The organism is Xanthomonas cassavae CFBP 4642 (assembly GCF_000454545.1).
GTDB lineage: Bacteria > Pseudomonadota > Gammaproteobacteria > Xanthomonadales > Xanthomonadaceae > Xanthomonas > Xanthomonas cassavae.
This window is the reverse complement of the sequence record NZ_CM002139.1, coordinates 3,442,653-3,459,130: the sequence shown is the minus strand read 5'-3', so window position 1 is coordinate 3,459,130 and position 16,478 is coordinate 3,442,653. Positions and strand designations below refer to the sequence as shown.

13 protein-coding genes and 2 pseudogenes are annotated in these 16,478 nt (G+C 66.1%); 10 read left to right on the top strand and 5 right to left on the bottom strand.

Features of this window, described 5'->3' with window-relative positions; translation table 11 throughout:
• Nucleotides 1–106 precede the first annotated feature (106 nt).
• A complete protein-coding gene (locus XCSCFBP4642_RS0115365) occupies nucleotides 107–631 on the top strand; it encodes a hypothetical protein (protein ID WP_033898432.1) in 525 nt (174 codons plus the stop codon).
• Between the two features lie 268 nt (nucleotides 632–899).
• Here XCSCFBP4642_RS0115365 and XCSCFBP4642_RS29250 read toward each other — a convergent pair whose 3' ends face one another.
• Together XCSCFBP4642_RS29250 and XCSCFBP4642_RS0115355 are read right to left on the bottom strand one after the other, a co-directional pair.
• Nucleotides 900–1,067: a hypothetical protein gene (locus XCSCFBP4642_RS29250; protein ID WP_160170380.1), complete on the bottom strand. Its 168-nt coding sequence runs from the start codon at nucleotides 1,065–1,067 to the stop codon at nucleotides 900–902.
• A gap of 204 nt (nucleotides 1,068–1,271) precedes the next feature.
• The gene (locus XCSCFBP4642_RS0115355; protein ID WP_029220577.1) at nucleotides 1,272–2,528 is read right to left on the bottom strand and encodes a 6-phosphofructokinase; all 1,257 of its coding nucleotides are present in this window, start codon (nucleotides 2,526–2,528) and stop codon (nucleotides 1,272–1,274) included.
• A 157-nt stretch (nucleotides 2,529–2,685) separates the two neighbouring features.
• Between XCSCFBP4642_RS0115355 and XCSCFBP4642_RS0115350 the strand changes: the two genes are divergently transcribed.
• The 4 genes from XCSCFBP4642_RS0115350 (at nucleotide 2,686) to XCSCFBP4642_RS0115335 (ending at nucleotide 6,726) form a co-directional block, all read left to right on the top strand.
• Nucleotides 2,686–3,249, top strand: coding sequence for an adenylate kinase (locus XCSCFBP4642_RS0115350; protein WP_029220576.1), 564 nt, complete (start codon nucleotides 2,686–2,688; stop codon nucleotides 3,247–3,249).
• A gap of 360 nt (nucleotides 3,250–3,609) precedes the next feature.
• Nucleotides 3,610–4,977, top strand: coding sequence for a UDP-N-acetylmuramate:L-alanyl-gamma-D-glutamyl-meso-diaminopimelate ligase (mpl, locus tag XCSCFBP4642_RS0115345; protein ID WP_029220575.1), 1,368 nt, complete (start codon nucleotides 3,610–3,612; stop codon nucleotides 4,975–4,977).
• On the top strand, nucleotides 4,977–5,573 hold the full coding sequence (locus XCSCFBP4642_RS0115340) for an LON peptidase substrate-binding domain-containing protein (RefSeq protein ID WP_029220574.1): 597 nt from the start codon (nucleotides 4,977–4,979) through the stop codon (nucleotides 5,571–5,573). The genes mpl and XCSCFBP4642_RS0115340 overlap by 1 nt, the downstream gene beginning before the upstream one ends.
• Nucleotides 5,574–5,841: 268 nt before the next feature.
• Nucleotides 5,842–6,726, top strand: coding sequence for a bestrophin family protein (locus XCSCFBP4642_RS0115335; protein WP_029220573.1), 885 nt, complete (start codon nucleotides 5,842–5,844; stop codon nucleotides 6,724–6,726).
• 609 nt (nucleotides 6,727–7,335) lie between these two features.
• Here the strand turns inward: XCSCFBP4642_RS0115335 and XCSCFBP4642_RS0115330 are convergent.
• Nucleotides 7,336–9,423 (bottom strand): bifunctional DedA family/phosphatase PAP2 family protein, encoded by a 2,088-nt coding sequence (locus tag XCSCFBP4642_RS0115330; RefSeq protein ID WP_029220572.1) that lies wholly within the window; start codon nucleotides 9,421–9,423, stop codon nucleotides 7,336–7,338.
• A 162-nt stretch (nucleotides 9,424–9,585) separates the two neighbouring features.
• Here XCSCFBP4642_RS0115330 and XCSCFBP4642_RS0115325 point away from each other — a divergent pair, with 162 nt between their 5' ends.
• Nucleotides 9,586–10,245 carry a serine/threonine-protein kinase gene (locus tag XCSCFBP4642_RS0115325; protein WP_029220571.1) on the top strand — a complete coding sequence of 220 codons (660 nt, stop codon included), beginning with the start codon at nucleotides 9,586–9,588 and terminating at the stop codon, nucleotides 10,243–10,245.
• Between the two features lie 124 nt (nucleotides 10,246–10,369).
• Complete coding sequence (locus tag XCSCFBP4642_RS0115320) at nucleotides 10,370–11,185, top strand: SDR family oxidoreductase (RefSeq protein WP_029220570.1); 816 nt, start codon at nucleotides 10,370–10,372, stop codon at nucleotides 11,183–11,185.
• A 140-nt stretch (nucleotides 11,186–11,325) separates the two neighbouring features.
• On the opposite strand, the pseudogene XCSCFBP4642_RS24960 reads toward XCSCFBP4642_RS0115320, so the two are convergent.
• Nucleotides 11,326–12,044 (bottom strand): annotated as a pseudogene (locus tag XCSCFBP4642_RS24960) (ion transporter).
• A 245-nt stretch (nucleotides 12,045–12,289) separates the two neighbouring features.
• Between XCSCFBP4642_RS24960 and XCSCFBP4642_RS0115310 the strand changes: the two are divergent.
• Nucleotides 12,290–13,516 (top strand): acetylornithine transaminase, encoded by a 1,227-nt coding sequence (locus tag XCSCFBP4642_RS0115310; RefSeq protein ID WP_029220569.1) that lies wholly within the window; start codon nucleotides 12,290–12,292, stop codon nucleotides 13,514–13,516.
• An 85-nt stretch (nucleotides 13,517–13,601) separates the two neighbouring features.
• Here XCSCFBP4642_RS0115310 and XCSCFBP4642_RS0115305 read toward each other — a convergent pair whose 3' ends face one another.
• Entirely contained in the window at nucleotides 13,602–14,219 is a 618-nt protein-coding gene (locus XCSCFBP4642_RS0115305; RefSeq protein ID WP_029220568.1) for an HAD-IA family hydrolase, read from the bottom strand.
• 387 nt (nucleotides 14,220–14,606) lie between these two features.
• Between XCSCFBP4642_RS0115305 and XCSCFBP4642_RS24955 the strand changes: the two are divergent.
• Both XCSCFBP4642_RS24955 and azu read left to right on the top strand, forming a co-directional pair.
• A pseudogene (locus XCSCFBP4642_RS24955) lies at nucleotides 14,607–15,760 on the top strand (pyridoxal phosphate-dependent aminotransferase).
• Nucleotides 15,761–15,963: 203 nt separating this feature from the next.
• Complete coding sequence (gene azu, locus XCSCFBP4642_RS0115295) at nucleotides 15,964–16,413, top strand: azurin (RefSeq protein WP_029220567.1); 450 nt, start codon at nucleotides 15,964–15,966, stop codon at nucleotides 16,411–16,413.
• The last annotated feature ends 65 nt before the right edge of the window (nucleotides 16,414–16,478 follow it).

Below are 16,478 nucleotides of genomic sequence, written 5' to 3'. Positions count from 1 at the left end.
TATGCGCCGCAGCGTGCGTGGCTGCCAGCATCGCGGCTTTGGCATGTCGTTCAGTTGCCGCGTGACAGCCTGCGGCCTATCCGATCGAGCGATCCAAGGAGTGACCATGTCCCACCATGCCGCGTGCGGTTATGCCGTCCTGCTGAGCGCCCTGCTGCTCACCGGCAGCGCGTTTGCCGCAGACCCCACGCCGGAGCTGAAGGCGCGTGCACCCGGGAGCGCGCAGGCGGTTGGGGCAGTACACACCTTGCGCCAGATTCCGGAAGCCTGCGCGCGTCTGGAAGGCGTGTTCACCGGCAATGCTGCGCAGCCATACACCTTCTCGGTGGTGCGTAGCAGCCCGACCTGTCAGCCGCGTGCACGCTTCGTGGACTATGCCAAGGCCGCGCCCAGCGTGGCATCCGGCTGGATCTTCAACGATGTGATCCGCGTCCCCAGCGCCACCTGTCCGAGCCAGCAGGCGGTCGTGCGTGTCTGGCGCAAGCCGGTGGATGCCAAGCCGCAGCTGGATGGGCAAGGCCAGTCGCGCATCTATCTGGAAGATGCCAAGCAGCAGGCCGCCGCAGGCAAGATCCCGCAGGTGCCGATGTTCGCCGCGCAGCAAACCATGGAAGGCAAGGCCTGTCAGTAAAGGCGGCAGGTCATCGTTCTCGGTGATCCCGCCACCAGGGTGCCAATGGCGAATTGGGCGCGCTTGGTCAGCCCACCTCTCCTCATGGGGACACCGCGCCAGCAGGGCATGTCCGATGTGCTGCCGGTGCCGAGCAAGGCCTGACAAAGGTCGATGCGTCTCGACGGATCCATCGCACAGCTGTCGCACAGTCGATCCGGCAATTTAAGTCGCTTCGGTCGCCAATTCCGGATCATGTTTGAATAAACGCAGCGCCGCGTGGTCGGTGTCAGCTGGAGGCATGGTCGCGTGCGATGCCGGCCACGGTGTCCAGCACACTGATGCCCGCATGCAATGTTGCGGGGACGGAAATCGCTTGGGGCTGACCGATGTTCGGCATGGCACCACGTCCATGGACCTTGGCGCCAAGCGCGTCCTGCGCGATCCTGAGCAACATGTGTTGGCATTGTAAATGGGCACGCAGCGCTCCTGGCAGGGGTCGCAACAAGGTGCACGCTACATCACGTTACCGTTGACCTGGTCGTTCGGCGACGCAGCGGCTACCGGCCTTCATGCTGGTGCGGGGATGCGGCCGAATGCCATCGTTTGCCTGTCCAGGTGCTGATGCGTCACCACCTGGAGCGCGGAGGTCTGTCTGTGCTCAGCCTTCCCAGGCCGGCAGCTTCTTCGCCACCGCGACGGTCTTCAGGCTGACGTACTTGGGCAGGCCATCGCTGCCGTAGGCCAGTGGTGCTTCGCCCTTGATCAGCGGGGCGAAATAGCGGCGGGCGCGCTCGGTGATGCCGAAGCCGTCCTTGCGCAGGAAGCTGGGCGGCATCTTCTTTTCATGGTTGGCCACCTTGTGCAGCGGGGCCGGCACGATCTTCCAGCGGTACGGCGCGTCGCTGACGCGTTCGATCACCGGGATCACCGCGTTCATGCCCTTGAGTGCGTACTGCACGGCGGCCTTGCCGACAGCCTGGGCCTGTTCCCAATCGGTCCTGGAGGCGAGGTGGCGTGCCGAGCGTTGCAGGTAATCCGGCAGCGTCCAGTGCACCTTGTAGCCCAGCTCCTGCTTGACCTGCGCGGCCAGGAACGACGCCACGCCGCCGAGTTGTGCGTGGCCGAACGAGTCGGCCGCGCCGCCGGCATCGGCGACGAATTCTCCGCGCGCGTCCTGGATGCCTTCGCTTGCGACCACCACGCACCAGCCGACCTTTTCCACCACCTGCTTCACCTTGGCCAGAAACATGGCCTGATCGTAGGCACGCTCGGGCAGCAGGATGATCTGCGGTGCGTCGTCCGGGCCTTGTCCTGCCAGGCCTGCCGCTGCGGCCAGCCAGCCGGCGTGGCGGCCCATCGCTTCGTAGATGAAGACCTTGGTCGAGGTATCGGCCATCGCGGCGACATCCAGCGCGGCCTCGCGTACCGACACCGCGGTGTACTTGGCCGCCGAACCGAAGCCGGGGCAGGTATCGGTCACTGCCAGATCGTTGTCGATGGTCTTGGGCACGCCGATGCAGTGCAGCGGGTAGCCATAGGCCTTGGCCAGTTGCGAGACCTTCCAGGCGGTGTCGGCGGAATCGTTGCCACCGTTGTAGAGGAACCAGCGCACGTCATGCGCGCGCAACACATCGAGCAGGCGTTCGTACTTGGCGCTGTCCTGCTCCAACGATTTGAGCTTGTAGCGGCACGAGCCGAATGCGCCGCCGGGCGTCTGCGCCAGTGCGGCGATCGCGGCGGCCGACTCCTTGGAGGTATCGATCAGCTCTTCGCGCAATGCGCCCAGGATGCCGTTGCGCGCGGCCAATACCTTGATCTTGCGCGCGCGTGCTTCGCTGATCACGCCGGCGGCAGTGGCGTTGATGACGGCGGTGACGCCGCCAGACTGGGCATACAACAGATTGCCGGTGGTCATAGGGGACAGGCTCCTCACAGGGGCGATGGCGCAAGGGACAGTGCCGGGACATTCCCCGGATGCGGTAAGCTGCACGACCATGCGGTCAGCGCTGGCGAAGACCTGAGTCTAACGCCGCCAACCGCAACGCGTTTTTCTTCGAAAGTGGAGTCCACTGATGCGATTGGTTCTGTTGGGACCGCCCGGTTCGGGCAAGGGCACCCAGGCGACACGTCTCAAAGACACGTTTGACATCCCGCACATTTCCACCGGCGACCTGTTGCGCGCCGAAGTGGCCGCTGGCTCGCCGCTGGGCCTGAAGGCCAAGGAAGTCATGGCGCGCGGCGATCTGGTGTCCGACGACATCCTGCTCGGCATGCTGGAAGCGCGTCTGGGTCAGCCCGACGTCTCCAAGGGCTTCATCCTCGACGGCTATCCGCGCAACGTGGCGCAGGCCAATGCGCTGAACGACCTGCTCGGCAAGATCGGGCAGCCGCTGGATGCAGTGGTGCAGTTGGATGTGGCCAGCGAATTGCTTGTCGAGCGCATCGCCGGGCGTGCCAAGGCCGAAGGCCGCGAAGACGACAATCCCGAATCGGTACGCAAGCGTCTGCAGGTGTACACCGACTCGACGGCACCGGTGATCGGCTTCTACGAGCAGCGCGGCAAGCTGGCGCGCGTGGACGGTGTCGGCTCGCTGGATGAAGTGCTGGAGCGTATCAGCAAGGCGCTCGGCCGCTGAGCGCATCCGGCCGGGCGCAATGCCCGGTCCTTGACGCGGCACGCCCATGGCAGCGCCGCGGCGCAGGTGCAAGACCTGCGAATCTGACCTCTTCCAAACAAAGAAAAACCCCGGTCGTACACGACGACCGGGGCAGGATAACGCCAGTAGTGAGCTTGCTCAGAGCCCCGACAGCATGAGCTCCCTGGGGATTTGGCCTCTTGGGGAGTAGGACCAAAGGGCTGCTGCGACTGGCGCTCAGCATAGTGATGGATGTGATGCAGTTCGCATATCGGGAAATTCCCGACAGTACGGTAGGGTTTCCCGACACCGGGGCCGAGGGCGGATTGGAATGTCCCGCAACTCCGGTGATCGGCGACAATATGCGGCATGACCAAACTTCACATCCTCGGCATCGCCGGGACTTTCATGGGCGGTGTGGCCGCCCTGGCGCGCGAGCTGGGCTGGCAGGTGGAGGGCAGCGACCAAGCCATCTATCCACCGATGTCCACTCAGCTGGAAACGCTCGGCATCGCGCTGGCGCAGGGCTACGCGCCGTCGAACATCGCGCCCGATGCCACTGACGTGGTCATCGGCAATGCCTTGTCGCGCGGCAATCCGGCGGTGGAAGCGGTGCTCGATGCCGGCCGTCGCTACACCTCCGGCGCCCAGTGGCTGGCCGAACAGGTATTGCCGGGCCGCGACACGCTCGCGGTGGCCGGCACCCATGGCAAGACCACCACCACCACCATCCTGAGCTATCTGCTCGAGGCCGCCGGGCGGTCGCCGGGCTTCTTGATCGGTGGGGTGGCCGAGGACTTCGGCGTCTCCGCACGGCTGGGCCAGGGCCGCGAATTCGTGGTGGAGGCCGACGAGTACGACACCGCGTTCTTCGACAAGCGCAGCAAGTTCGTGCACTACCGGCCGCTGGTGGCGATCCTCAACAACCTCGAGTACGACCACGCCGATATCTTTCCGGATGTGGCCGCCATCCAGCGGCAGTTCCATCATCTGGTGCGCACCGTACCGGCGCGTGGGCGGTTGATCGCCAACGGCGACGACGCGCGGCTGGCCGAGGTGCTGGCCATGGGCTGCTGGACGCCGGTGGAACGCTTCGGCTTCGATGCCGGGCTGGAGTGGAGCGCCCGCCTGATCGCCGCCGATGGCAGCACATTTGCGGTGGCCCATCGCGGTGTGGAGATCGGTCAGGTGCAGTGGTCACTGGTAGGCCGGCACAACGTGCTCAACGGGCTGGCCGCATTGGCCGCGGTGCATGCGGTGGGTGTGGATCCGGCGACGGTGATGCCGGCGCTGGCGCAGTTCCAGAGCGTCAAACGACGATTGGAAGTGCTGGGCCAGGCGCGCGATATCACCGTCTACGACGACTTTGCGCATCACCCCACCGCGATTGCGACCACGCTGCAGGGGCTGCGTGCCAAGGTGGGTGCGGCGCGCGTGCTGGTGGCGATGGAGCCGCGCAGCAACTCGATGCGCCTGGGCGCGCATGCGCTGGCGCTGGCGCCGTCGCTGCACGATGCCGATGCGGTGGTGTTCCTGCATCGGCCAGAATTGCCCTGGGACGCGGCGCCGATCATCGCGCAGGTGCGCGGCGATGCGCGCGTGGCGCATGACGTCGATGCATTGCTGCACACCTTGGGCGAGCTGGCGCAGCCCGGCGACCATGTGGTGTTCATGTCCAATGGCGGTTTCGATGGTGCGCCGCGTCGCTTCCTGGCGCAGCTGTCCTGATGGCGCCGATCCCCGCCACCGCCGACACCAGCGCGTTGCCGCTGTTCCCCTTGCACAGCGTGCTGTTGCCGGGCGCGGCGATGGGTCTGCGCGTGTTCGAACGCCGCTATCTGGATCTGGTACGCGAATGCGGCCGCAACGGCACCAGCTTCGGCGTGTGCCTGATCCTGGAGGGCAACGACGTCGGCATGCCGGCCACGCCGGCCGCGTTCGGTACCGAAGTACGCATCGAGGATTTCGATGTAGGCGCCGACGGTGTGCTGGTGCTGCGCTTGCGTGGCACGCGGCGTTTCCACGTACAGCGCTCGCGCATTCGCGACAACGGTCTGGTGGTGGGAGATGTCGCCTTGCGCGAACCGGATCCGGACGACGAATTGCGGCCCGAGCACGGCCTGCTGTCCACGGTGCTGGAGCGCATGCTGGAGCAGGTGGGTGGCGAATTTGCATCGGTGGGACCGGGATTGATGGATCAGGCCGCCTGGGTTGGTTGGCGGCTGGCCGAGCTGCTGCCATTGACCGAGCAGCAGCGGCTATCGCTGTTGCAGCAGGACGATCCGCATCGGCGGCTGGATCAATTGCTGGCCTGGATGCCTTAAGAGCAGCAGATAAAGCGGCTGCGCTCCGAACTTTCATGCGCCATGTGTGCACTCTGTTCCTGCAGACCGTGCACATCCAACTGATAGCCTCTCGCTACGCCTTTCAATCGCTTCGGCGGCGTGGGGCAGTGGTTTCGATCGGCCCCATCACCGCGCTTGCACCGTGGCAACGGCACACTGCGCACGCTTGAGTGCGCTACCGACCGCATCCATGCGCTGGATGCGCGTAATGGCGTTACTCGTTTCTTTTGTTTGATGGAGTGCGCCTTTGATTGTCGATGTAAAGCCGCGTGTGGCAGATGTGATCGGCCAGGTCTGGCGGACCCTGGCGGTGTTGTTCGTATGGGATGTGTTGATTACCATCATCTATTACGTGCTGCCGTTCCGTGCGCCGGCGTTGCCGCTGACCATCTTTGGATCTGCGCTGGCGTTGTTCCTGGGCTTTCGCGCCAATTCCACCTATCAACGCTGGTGGGAGGGGCGGGTGCTGTGGGGCCAGATGATCAATGCCTCGCGCAATCTGGTGCGCTTGAGCGTCAGTATCCTGTCTGCACCGAAAGCCGGCGATCTTGGGCGCACCATTGCGCTGCGGCAGATTGCCTACGTCAACGCACTGCGCTGCCAACTGCGCCGCTTGCCGATAGCGATGGCGTTGGCCCCGCATGTGGACGCCGACGAAGCGGCGGCGGTGGTGGTGCGCACCAACGTGGCGAACGGCTTGCTCGATACCACCGGGCGCAGCGTCGAACAGGCGCGTCGCGAGGGCTGGATCGACAGCATCCAGCAGGCCAGCGTCGAACGCATCCTGGTGGACATCGCCAATGCGCAAGGCGGCATGGAGCGCCTGAAAAATACGCCGCTGCCGTATCAATATCGCTTCTATCCGAACCTGTTCACGCGGTTGTTCTGCGTGCTGCTGCCGATCGGCCTGGTGGAAACGCTGCAGTACGCCACGCCTGTGGGATCGACGGTGGCCGGCTTGATGTTTCTGGCGGTGCTGAAGATCGGCGATGAACTGGTCGACCCGTTCGCCAACACCATCCACGACCTGCCGCTGGATACCATGTGCCGCACGGTGGAGATCGATGCGCTTCAGGCCATTGGTGAGCAAGCGCCGGAGCCGATGCAGCCAGTGGATGGCGTGTTGTGGTGAGGCGTCGCGCCCTTGACCAGCGCGGCTGGTGCGCATCCAAACGGCGCTGAAACACAAGCTCTCGGCCACCTTGAGAGGTAATGAAACGGTGCGGATGCGTTGGTTGTAGAGCGGCTGCGGCTTGGCTGCAGGGCCCTTGCCCGCCCACCATCGCGGGACACGCTGCAAGTCCGTCCTTGTAAGCTCTGACGCGGCATCCATGCCGCGTAAGGTCCTGCGACGGTGAGCGGGCAAGGTCCAGTCCAGTTGGTCGGTGCGCCGAGTGTTCAAGCGATAGCAAACCATGCGACGCAAGTAACCAGGCAGCGCAGTGTTCTCTGCTCTTCGGTGGATCACCGACAAACGTCCTGATGCGGTGTCCTCGCCGCTTGCGGGACCGTTGGCGGCATGGATGCCGCCATCGAGCCCCCATGGATGGGTTCACGGCGTGTCCCGCAAGTGGTGAGGGCACCGTGCGCTCGGCTAGCCAAGCGTTCACCCTGAAAATTCATCTGTTTCTACAGGACGTCAGCACGTGACCGCCATCGATACAGCGTTCAAGAGGCGTTGCTGACACTCCATATCAACACGGCCGCGCGATCGCCAGCCAATCGTCTGTTGCCCGATCGATCAACGGCGTTGTTGTGGCGAACCTGATGCTGCTGGATCGAACGCAGCGGTCTGCGTCTGCGCTGCAGCGTCGTCGTTGTTTCCGCCACGCACTGCACTGCCCGAGGTGCTGTCGATCAGGATCACCGGCACCTGCGAGCGGGGGCGTTGCTCCACGCGATGCGGCAATGGGCCAAGTGCGTCGCGCAAGGCGCTCAAGGCAGGGTCCACGCCGCGCAGCGGATACCACAGCCCGATCAGGCTGAAGTGGCGGCTATAGCGCAAGGTCTGGGTGCTGCCGACCCATAGCGGCTGCGCATCGGGCTGCAGGCGTGCGGCGGCGGGCCACAGGCGCAGGACATGCACGTGGCCGGGGGCCGCATGGCGCACCATCAGCAAGGCTTCGACCTGCGTGTCGAGGGTGGCCGGCAGGATCGGCACCTCGTCCGGGCGGCCGCTGACGTCGAGCAGGTGCAGTGCCTGTTCCCAGCCGGCCTGCGGTTGTGTCCGCCAGCCACGCGCTTGGAGCTGGCGCTGCAGTGGTGCCAGCGAGCCGGCAAGCTGTACGTCCAGCGGCCAGCGCTGGTCGTCGTCGAATTCGTTGCGGCGCGCCGGCAGCAGGCGCCATTGGCTGGCCCACCACGCGCTGGCGGGCAGTTCCATCAGCAACGGCGGTGGCGGTTCGAACTTGGCCAGCTTGGTGTCGAGGTTGCGTGGCGCAAAGAAGATCGCGCCGCCCAGGAACACGCCATAGAAGATCCATGACACCGGCTTGACCCAGAACGCCCGGGTGGCGCGGCGGCGGTAGGCAATGCCCAGCACCAGCAGCCAGAAGATGCCGAACAACATGCCGCCGACCACATCGCTGAGCCAATGCGCGCCCAGGTACAACCGCGCAAAGCCAATCAGCGAGACGATCGCGCCACTGACCAGGTACGGCCACACCCGGCGTCGGCCGGGCAGTTCGCGTGCAATCAACAACGCAAAGAAGCCAAACCCAATGGTGGCCATGGTGACCGCCACCGACGGAAACCCGAACCCGCTACTGGCCGCAGGCGGGCGCACCACTTGCACGGTCGCGCCCAGCAACTGTGTCAACGCAAGGCCGAACGCCAGTGCGATCACCCAGTGCGTCACCGCCATCCAGCGCCGGCGCCAGGCCAGGTAGCCCATCGCCGCGGCGATTGCCGGCAGCAGCACCTGCCAGTCGCCCAGCGAGGCCAGCGCCACCATCGGGTAATCGGCCAGCGGGTTGCGCAGCGCCAGCATCAGGTCGTGCACGGCCAGGTCCACGCGCAGCGGCTCGCCGTGCGCCAGCACCACCATCAGCAGCACGAACCAGCCCCAGCCGAGCAGCAACAGCATCAGCGCCATCATCGCCAACGGCACCGATTCGCGGCGCCGTGGGTCGAACACGCTGACCGACCAGTTGCCCAGCACTGGATGCCGATGCGACCACTCCAGCAACCGCGCCAGCAGTGCATCCAGGTGGCCGGCGGACCAGCGATACGAATACAGCACCATGGCCCAGGCCAGCCCGATCACCGCGGCCAGCAATGCCACCACCACGAACAGGCGCCCGGCCACGGCGGCGACCGCGTCGTAGGCGGTGCCCAGCACCCAGCCCGGCACCAGGAACAGCAGTGCCCAGGAAATGCAGGCCAGCCCGCTGGCGATCAGGTAGCGCTTGAACGGCATGTGCGACATGCCGGCGATGGCCGGTACGAACGGCCGCACCGCGCCCACATAACGGGCGATGAGAATGCTCTTGAACGCATTGCGCCGGAACAGCAGCTCGCCGCGTTCCAGCAACTGCGGATAGCGCCGGAACGGCCAATAGGTATGCAACTGGTGGCCCCATCGGTGGCCCACCCAGAAGCTCAGCGCATCGCCGACGAAGGCGCCCAGCGTGGCGCAGACCACCGCATACGGCCCGTTGATCTGGCCGAGCCCGATCAGCACGCCGATGGCGAACAGCAGCGGCAAGGCGGGCACGATGGCCCCCAGCACGATCACCGCATCACAGAATGCGATGGCAAAGATCACCACGCCAGCCAAGGTGGGGTGGTGTCCGATCCACTCCAGCGTGGCGTCGATCCATGAGTTCATTCCCGAATTATAGGCGGGCATGGCGACGACTGACTTGCGCCATGCTCACATCGGACGGTTTGCTTCACTTCAGGTTGCATCCGCCCCGGCGTTGCATGCCATTGGCACAGCGGCGCTCGCATTGGCGATGTGGCGATGCTGACCGCCCGTCTACAATGGGCGATGAGCGACGATCCCGCCGGCAACCTGCCGCTGAAGTCCGATACCTTCGGGCGCATCCTGCTGATCCGCGACGCGGGCCGCGTGTTCGTGCGGCGCGACCTGAGCGTGGCACCGTGGCTGCTGCGCGGCGTGGCGTGGTGGCTGGCGCGGCGCGAAGCGTTGGCACTGCGCCAGCTGGACGGCCTGCCGCGGACGCCGCGCCTGCTGCATTGGGACGGGCGTCATCTGGACCGCAGCTACCTGGCCGGCGATGCGATGTACCAGCGCCCGCCGCGCGGGGACCTGGCGTATTTCCGGCAGGCGCGCCGGCTGTTGCAACAGCTGCATCGGCGCGGCGTGGCGCACAACGATCTGGCCAAGGAAGCCAACTGGCTGGTGCAGGACGATGGCAGCCCGGCGGTGATCGATTTCCAGCTGGCGGTGCGCGGCCACCCACGCGCGCGCTGGATGCGTCTGCTTGCACGTGAAGACCTGCGCCACCTGCTCAAGCACAAGCGCATGTATTGCCCGGCCGCCATCACCCCGGTGGAACGCCGCGTACTCACGCGCCGCTCCTGGGTGCGCGAGCTGTGGTTCGCCACCGGCAAGCCGGTCTACCGCTTCGTGACCCGCCGCGTGCTGCATTGGGAAGACAACGAGGGGCAGGGCCCGAAGCCCTGAAGGCGGGGATTGGGTATTCGGGATTGGGGATTCGCAAGAGCGTATGGCTTGAGCGGTGGGTTGGTCGGTGGGAGCAATGAAAGAATAAGCTCTTACGAATCTCCAATCCCGACTCCCTAATCCCATGACGTTATCAGGCAAAACCCTCTTCATCACCGGTGCCTCGCGCGGGATCGGGTTGGCGATCGCGCTGCGGGCGGCGCGGGACGGGGCCAATGTGGCGATCGCGGCCAGGTCGGCGGTGGCCAATCCGAAACTGCCCGGCACCATCCATGGCGCGGCGTCGGCCGTCGTGGCGGCAGGTGGTAAGGCGCTGGCGCTCAAATGCGACATCCGCGACGAAGCGCAGGTGCATGCCGCTGTGGCCGCCACCGTGGACGCGTTTGGCGGGATCGATATCCTGGTCAACAACGCCAGCGCGATCTGGTTGCGCGGCACGCTGGACACGCCGATGAAGCGCTTCGACCTGATGCAGCAGGTCAATGCGCGCGGCAGTTTCGCCTGCGCGCAGGCCTGCCTGCCGCACCTGTTGCAGGCGCCCAATCCGCACATCCTCAGTCTGGCGCCGCCGCCCTCGTTGAATCCGGCGTGGTGGGGCGCGCATACCGGCTACACGCTGGCCAAGATGGGCATGAGCCTGGTGACGCTGGGGCTGGCTGCCGAATTCGGCCCGCAAGGCGTGGCGGTCAATGCGCTATGGCCGCGCACGGTGATCGCCACCGATGCGATCAACATGCTGCCCGGTGTGGATCCCGCTGCCTGCCGCCGGCCGGAGATCGTGGCCGATGCGGCGCATGCGCTGCTGACCCGCACCGCGGCCGGCTTCCACGGACAGTTTCTGATCGACGAGCAGGTGCTGGCGCAGGCCGGCATCACCGACTTCAGCGGCTATGCGGTCGATCCGTCGCGCAGCGTGTTGCCCGATCTGTTTCTCGACTGAGTGCGGCGCGTGCGCGCACGCCGCGGTCGGGTGGGGCATCGTTGCGTGCAGGGCGTTGTAGTACTGCCATGCACGTGGCGAGTGTCGCGGCGGTTGCGCCTGGCGGCGGTGCGCCATGCATTGGGCTGCGCAGCCTTGCGTCAGCCGTTGCCGAGCGCCGGCAGCGGCTCGGCGCACTGCCGGCAGTAGCGCGCATCCGGCGCGTGGCCTTCCAGTCCGCAGCGGGCGCAGTTGCGAGCATCGCGCTTGCCGGTATGGCCACCTTCGCGCAGCGTGGTGGCCAGTTCGGCTGTATAGATGCCGGTGGGCACGGCGATGATGCTGTAGCCGATCAGGATCAGCGCCGAGGTGACGAAGCGGCCCAGCGTGGTCTGCGGCACCAGATCGCCGAAACCCACCGTGGCCATGGTGACGATGGCCCAGTACATGCTGGTGGGAATGCTGGTGAAGCCGTGTTGCGGGCCTTCGATCACATACATCGTGGCACCGGCGATCACGGTGATGGTGAGCACGCTGAACAGGAACACCAGCACCTTGCGCCGGCTGCGCCACAGCGCGTCCACCAGTTGCCCGCTTTCCTGGATGTAGCGGGTGAGCTTGAGGATGCGGAACAGGCGCAGGATGCGCAGCACCCGCACCACCACAGGGTCTGCGCACCGGGCACGAAGAACGACAGGTAGCTGGGCAGGATCGACAGCAGGTCGATCACGCCCCAACTGCTGAGCGCGTAATGCGATGGCCGCCGCACCACCGCCAGGCGCAAGGCGTATTCCAGTGTGAACAGGATCGTGAAGGCCCATTCCAGCGGCACCAGCCAGTGTGCCGAGCGCGCATGGATGCGCGGCACGCTGTCGATCATGATCACCCCCACGCTGGCCAGGATGGCCGCCACCAGCATCAGGTCGAAGTTGCGCGAGGGGCGCGTGTCGTGCCGGTAGATGATGTCGAACCAGTGCCGGCGCCAGCCGTGGTCGGTGGCGGGCGTGAGCTGGGGATCGGAAAGAGGGCGCATGCGTGCATTGTGCCGCAGGCGCGCGAATGCGCGCGAATGCGCGCGAATGCGCGAGAATGCCCGTTCCCTTTCCGCTTCTGCGACCGATCATCATGAGCACCGCTGCCGATTCGCCCCTGTCCCTTGCGCACTACTACCTGCCGGTCTATCGCCCGCGCCAGGTGGTGCTGGAGCGTGGGCAGGGCAGTCGCGTGTGGGACGATGCCGGGCGCGAGTATCTGGACCTGTCCTCGGGCATCGCGGTCAGCGGGCTGGGCCATAACGATCCGGACCTGGTGGCCGCGCTCACCGAGCAGGCCGGCAAGCTGTGGCACACCAGCAACATCTTCTACAGCGCGCCGCCATTGAAGCTGGCCGAAGAACTGGTGGGCGCCTCGCGCTTCGCCGAGAAGGTGTTCCTGTGCAATTCGGGTACCGAGGCCAATGAGGCGGCGATCAAGCTGGTGCGCAAGTGGGCCAGCGATCAGGGCCGCCCGGCCGAGCGGCGCGTGATCGTCACCTTCCGCGGCAGTTTCCATGGCCGCACGCTGGCGTCGGTCACCGCCACCGCGCAGCCGAAGTACCAGGAAGGCTACGAGCCGCTGCCGGGCGGATTTCGCTATGTGGATTTCAACGATGTGGCGGCGCTGGACGCGGCGATGGCCGCTGGCGATGTGGCGGCGGTGATGGTGGAGCCGATCCAGGGCGAGGGCGGGGTGATGCCGGCAGCGCCAGGCTTCCTGGCCCGCGCACGCGCGCTGTGCGACCAGCATGAGGCCTTGTTGGTGCTGGACGAGATCCAGTGCGGTATGGGCCGCACCGGTACCTTGTTCGCGCATTGGCAGGAGCAGGTGACGCCGGACATCGTGACCCTGGCCAAGGCATTGGGCGGCGGTTTCCCGATCGGTGCGATGCTGGCCGGCCCCAAGGTGGCGCAGACCATGCAGTTCGGCGCGCACGGCACCACCTTCGGCGGCAATCCGCTGGCTGCGGCGGTGGCACGGGTGGCGTTGCGCAAGCTGGCCTCGCCGGAGATTGCGGCCAATGTGGAACGTCAATCGGCTGCGTTGCGCGCGGGGCTGGAGGCATTGAATGCCGAGTTCGGCCTGTTTGCGCAGATCCGCGGGCGCGGCCTGATGCTCGGCGCGGTGCTGGCGCAGGCGCATGCCGGCCAGGCGGGCGCGATCCTCGACCTGGCGGCCAAGCACGGGCTGCTGGCGCTGCAGGCGGGGCCGGATGTATTGCGTTTCGTGCCGGCGCTGAATCTGACCGATGCCGAGCTGGCCGATGGGCTGGCGCGCCTGCGGCTGGCGATTGCCGAGTACGTCGCGCAGCGGTGAGTGGTCGCTTGGTCTGTTGCGTGGCGGCGGGTAGGGCGCTGATTGGTGAGGGTATGGAAGGCGCGTGCGTCGCAATCCCGTACCCTCACCCCAAGCCATACCGCTTCAACACCCGCCGCAATGCGCGCGCATCGCGCACGGTATCGGCATGCAATCCTGCGGCGCGGGCGCCGCTGACGTTGACGAACAGGTCATCGACGAACAGGGTGCCAGACGCGTGTGCCCCGAGGGCGTCGAGCGCACGCTGATACACCTGCACGTCCGGCTTGCGCCCGCCGAGTGCGCCGCTGCACAACACGCGCCCTTGCACGAGCGGAAACAGCGACGGCACGATCTGCGCAATCGCCTCGGCCATCAATGGGCCGTTATTGGTCAGCACGGCCACCGCGGTTGTCGCTGATACCGCCAGCACCTGCGCCACCACCGCAGGGTCTGCACGGCACGCGGCCACGCGCGCAGCGATCCAGGTGGCCTGATCGATCGGGTGCCCCAGACCGTCGCTGAGCTGGCTCAGGTACGCCGGCGTGTCGATCGCGCCGGCATCGTAGGCGCGCTCCAGTCCCTGTTCGAACAGCACCTGCTGGACGCGCTGCGGGGTGCAGGCAGCGGCCGTTGCCAGGGCGGCCAGGCGGCGTGGCCGCCAATAGCGCGCGAGCACGCCATCGAAGTCGAGCAGTAGCAGGGAAATCGGTGCGGTCGGCATGCGCAGGCCCAGGACGTAGCGCTGCAGCGTTGTCGATTCGCCCTTGCATGGCAAGCGTGCGAGAGCTGCCATGCCCAAAGCGCCGCACGCGGGTCGGCGCGTTGTGTACGAGCGGTTCGCGGCCATGCGGCGCAGTGCCAATGCCTGTGTCGCCAATGCCTTGCCACGGAAACACATAGGCGCCGAGCGCACGGATGCTGCGCATTCATATGGTTCGATTCGGTAGCAGCCTATCCACCTGCGCAGAGCCTACCCTCCGCACCGCCTCTGCTGCGGAACCGTGCTGGGTATGGTCGATCCGTGCCGCATCCGCGGTGCCAGCCGGTCTTGGGGAGCGGGTCCGGTCACTCATCACGCGCCACACTCCACACTCCAGGGGGCGATTGCCTGCCTAAGCGCTTGAATACCGATCAGCTGGCGGCGGCACTGGCCGCCGTTCTCACCGCCGCCATCGCGCCACCAACTGCCGGCGCGTTGTCGCCGGTGATGGTCGGCTGCAACGAACATCCGGACCGGCCATGCCCGGCGACGATCAGGGCGATCACCCAGATCGCTCCGCAAGGTGGGCGCTATCTGCGTGACGTGCAACTGGAGCCGATGACCACGCCGGCAGCCGAACTCAGGTTGCCGTTGGATCACCTGATGGCTCATGCCGGCTCCACCGAGCCGCTGGATTACACGATGCTGGCGTTTGCCTCGCCTGGCGCCTCGTTGGCGACTGCCGATCCCATCTACGAGTCGGGATGGCGCGCAGCCACGCGCAATGGCGCCAAGCTGATCAAGGTGCCGCTGCGCAAGGATTTCTCGCATGACGTGCAAGCCATGTGCAGTGCCGATGCGCATGCCGGCGTGATCTACATCTGCAATCCCAACAACCCCACCGGTTCGGCGACCGCGCGCAAGGACCTGGACTACGCACTGGCGCACAAGCCCAAGGGCAGCGTGCTGATGGTGGACGAGGCCTATATCCACTTCGCGCAGAACACCCGCAGCAGGGTGGACATGGTGGCGGCGGGGCGAAGACGTGGTGGTGCTGCGCACCTCCTCCAAGCTCTACGGCATGGCCGGCATCCGCCTGGGTTACGTCGCGGCACGGCCGGAGTTGTTGGCCAAGCTGATGTTCTACAGCGTCAACAGCCTGCCGGTAACGGCGGCCGCAGCCGGGCTGGCCAGCCTGCGCGACACTGCACTGGTGCCGCAATGGCGCGCCCGCACCGCCGCTCCACGCGAGGATGTGATCGGGTTGCTGCGCGCGCAGGGCTACGCCTGCATCGCTATCGCAGAGCAATCGCTTCATGGTCGATGTGAAGCAACCGGCGGACGGCTTCAAGGACGCCATGGCCAGCTTCGGCGCGTTCATCGGACGCAGCTGGCCGGTGTGGCCAACCTGGTCGCGCATCACTGTGGGCGCACCCGAGGAGATGGCGCGCTTCAAGCAGGCCTTCGTGCAGATGATGGCCGGCAAGCGCGGCACGTTCCAGGCGCCGCAGGGGGCGTCGGCCACGGACGCGCACATGGACGCATTCTTCCGTCATGCCTGATGCAGACGGTTGAGCCAGGCCTGCAGGGTCATGGCGAGGTGTGGCGGTGCTACGTGGCACCGGTCATCGCCTGCGCACTGCGATAGCGGCCTGTGGATGTTCTGTTGACCTCGACAAGGCATTACCCTGGAAGCGCCGACGCTGTGCGCGCAGCGATGGTTGCCTTGGGCGCGTGGTGTATTTCTTATTGCAGGAGTCATGCCTTGAAACTGTTTTCGACGATCGCGGTACTGGGCTTGCTGGGGCTGGCGCCTTCGGCCTGGGCAAAGACCTGTGCGGTGACCATCACCGGCAACGACCAGATGAAATTCGACCAGAGCGCCATCACCATCGCGCCGGACTGCACGCAGGTGGAGGTGACGCTCAAGCATTCCGGCAAGATGGCCCCCACCGTGATGGGGCATAACTGGGTGCTGACCAAGACCGCCGATTTCCAGCCGATCGCCAATGCCGGCGTGCGGTCTACCCTTGCCGACAGCTATCTGCCCAAGGCCGATGCGCGCGTGATCGCGCATACCAAGGTCATCGGCGGCGGCGAGAGCGCCACGGTCAGCTTTGCCACCAGCAAGTTGACCAAGGGCGGCGCGTATACGTTCTTCTGCTCGTTCCCCGGACACTGGGCGATGATGAAGGGCACGCTGAGCTTCGGCTGATGTTGTCGCGGGCGGCGTGCATCTGTGGCGTGTGGATTGCCGGTGCATTGACTTGAGCGTTGCTT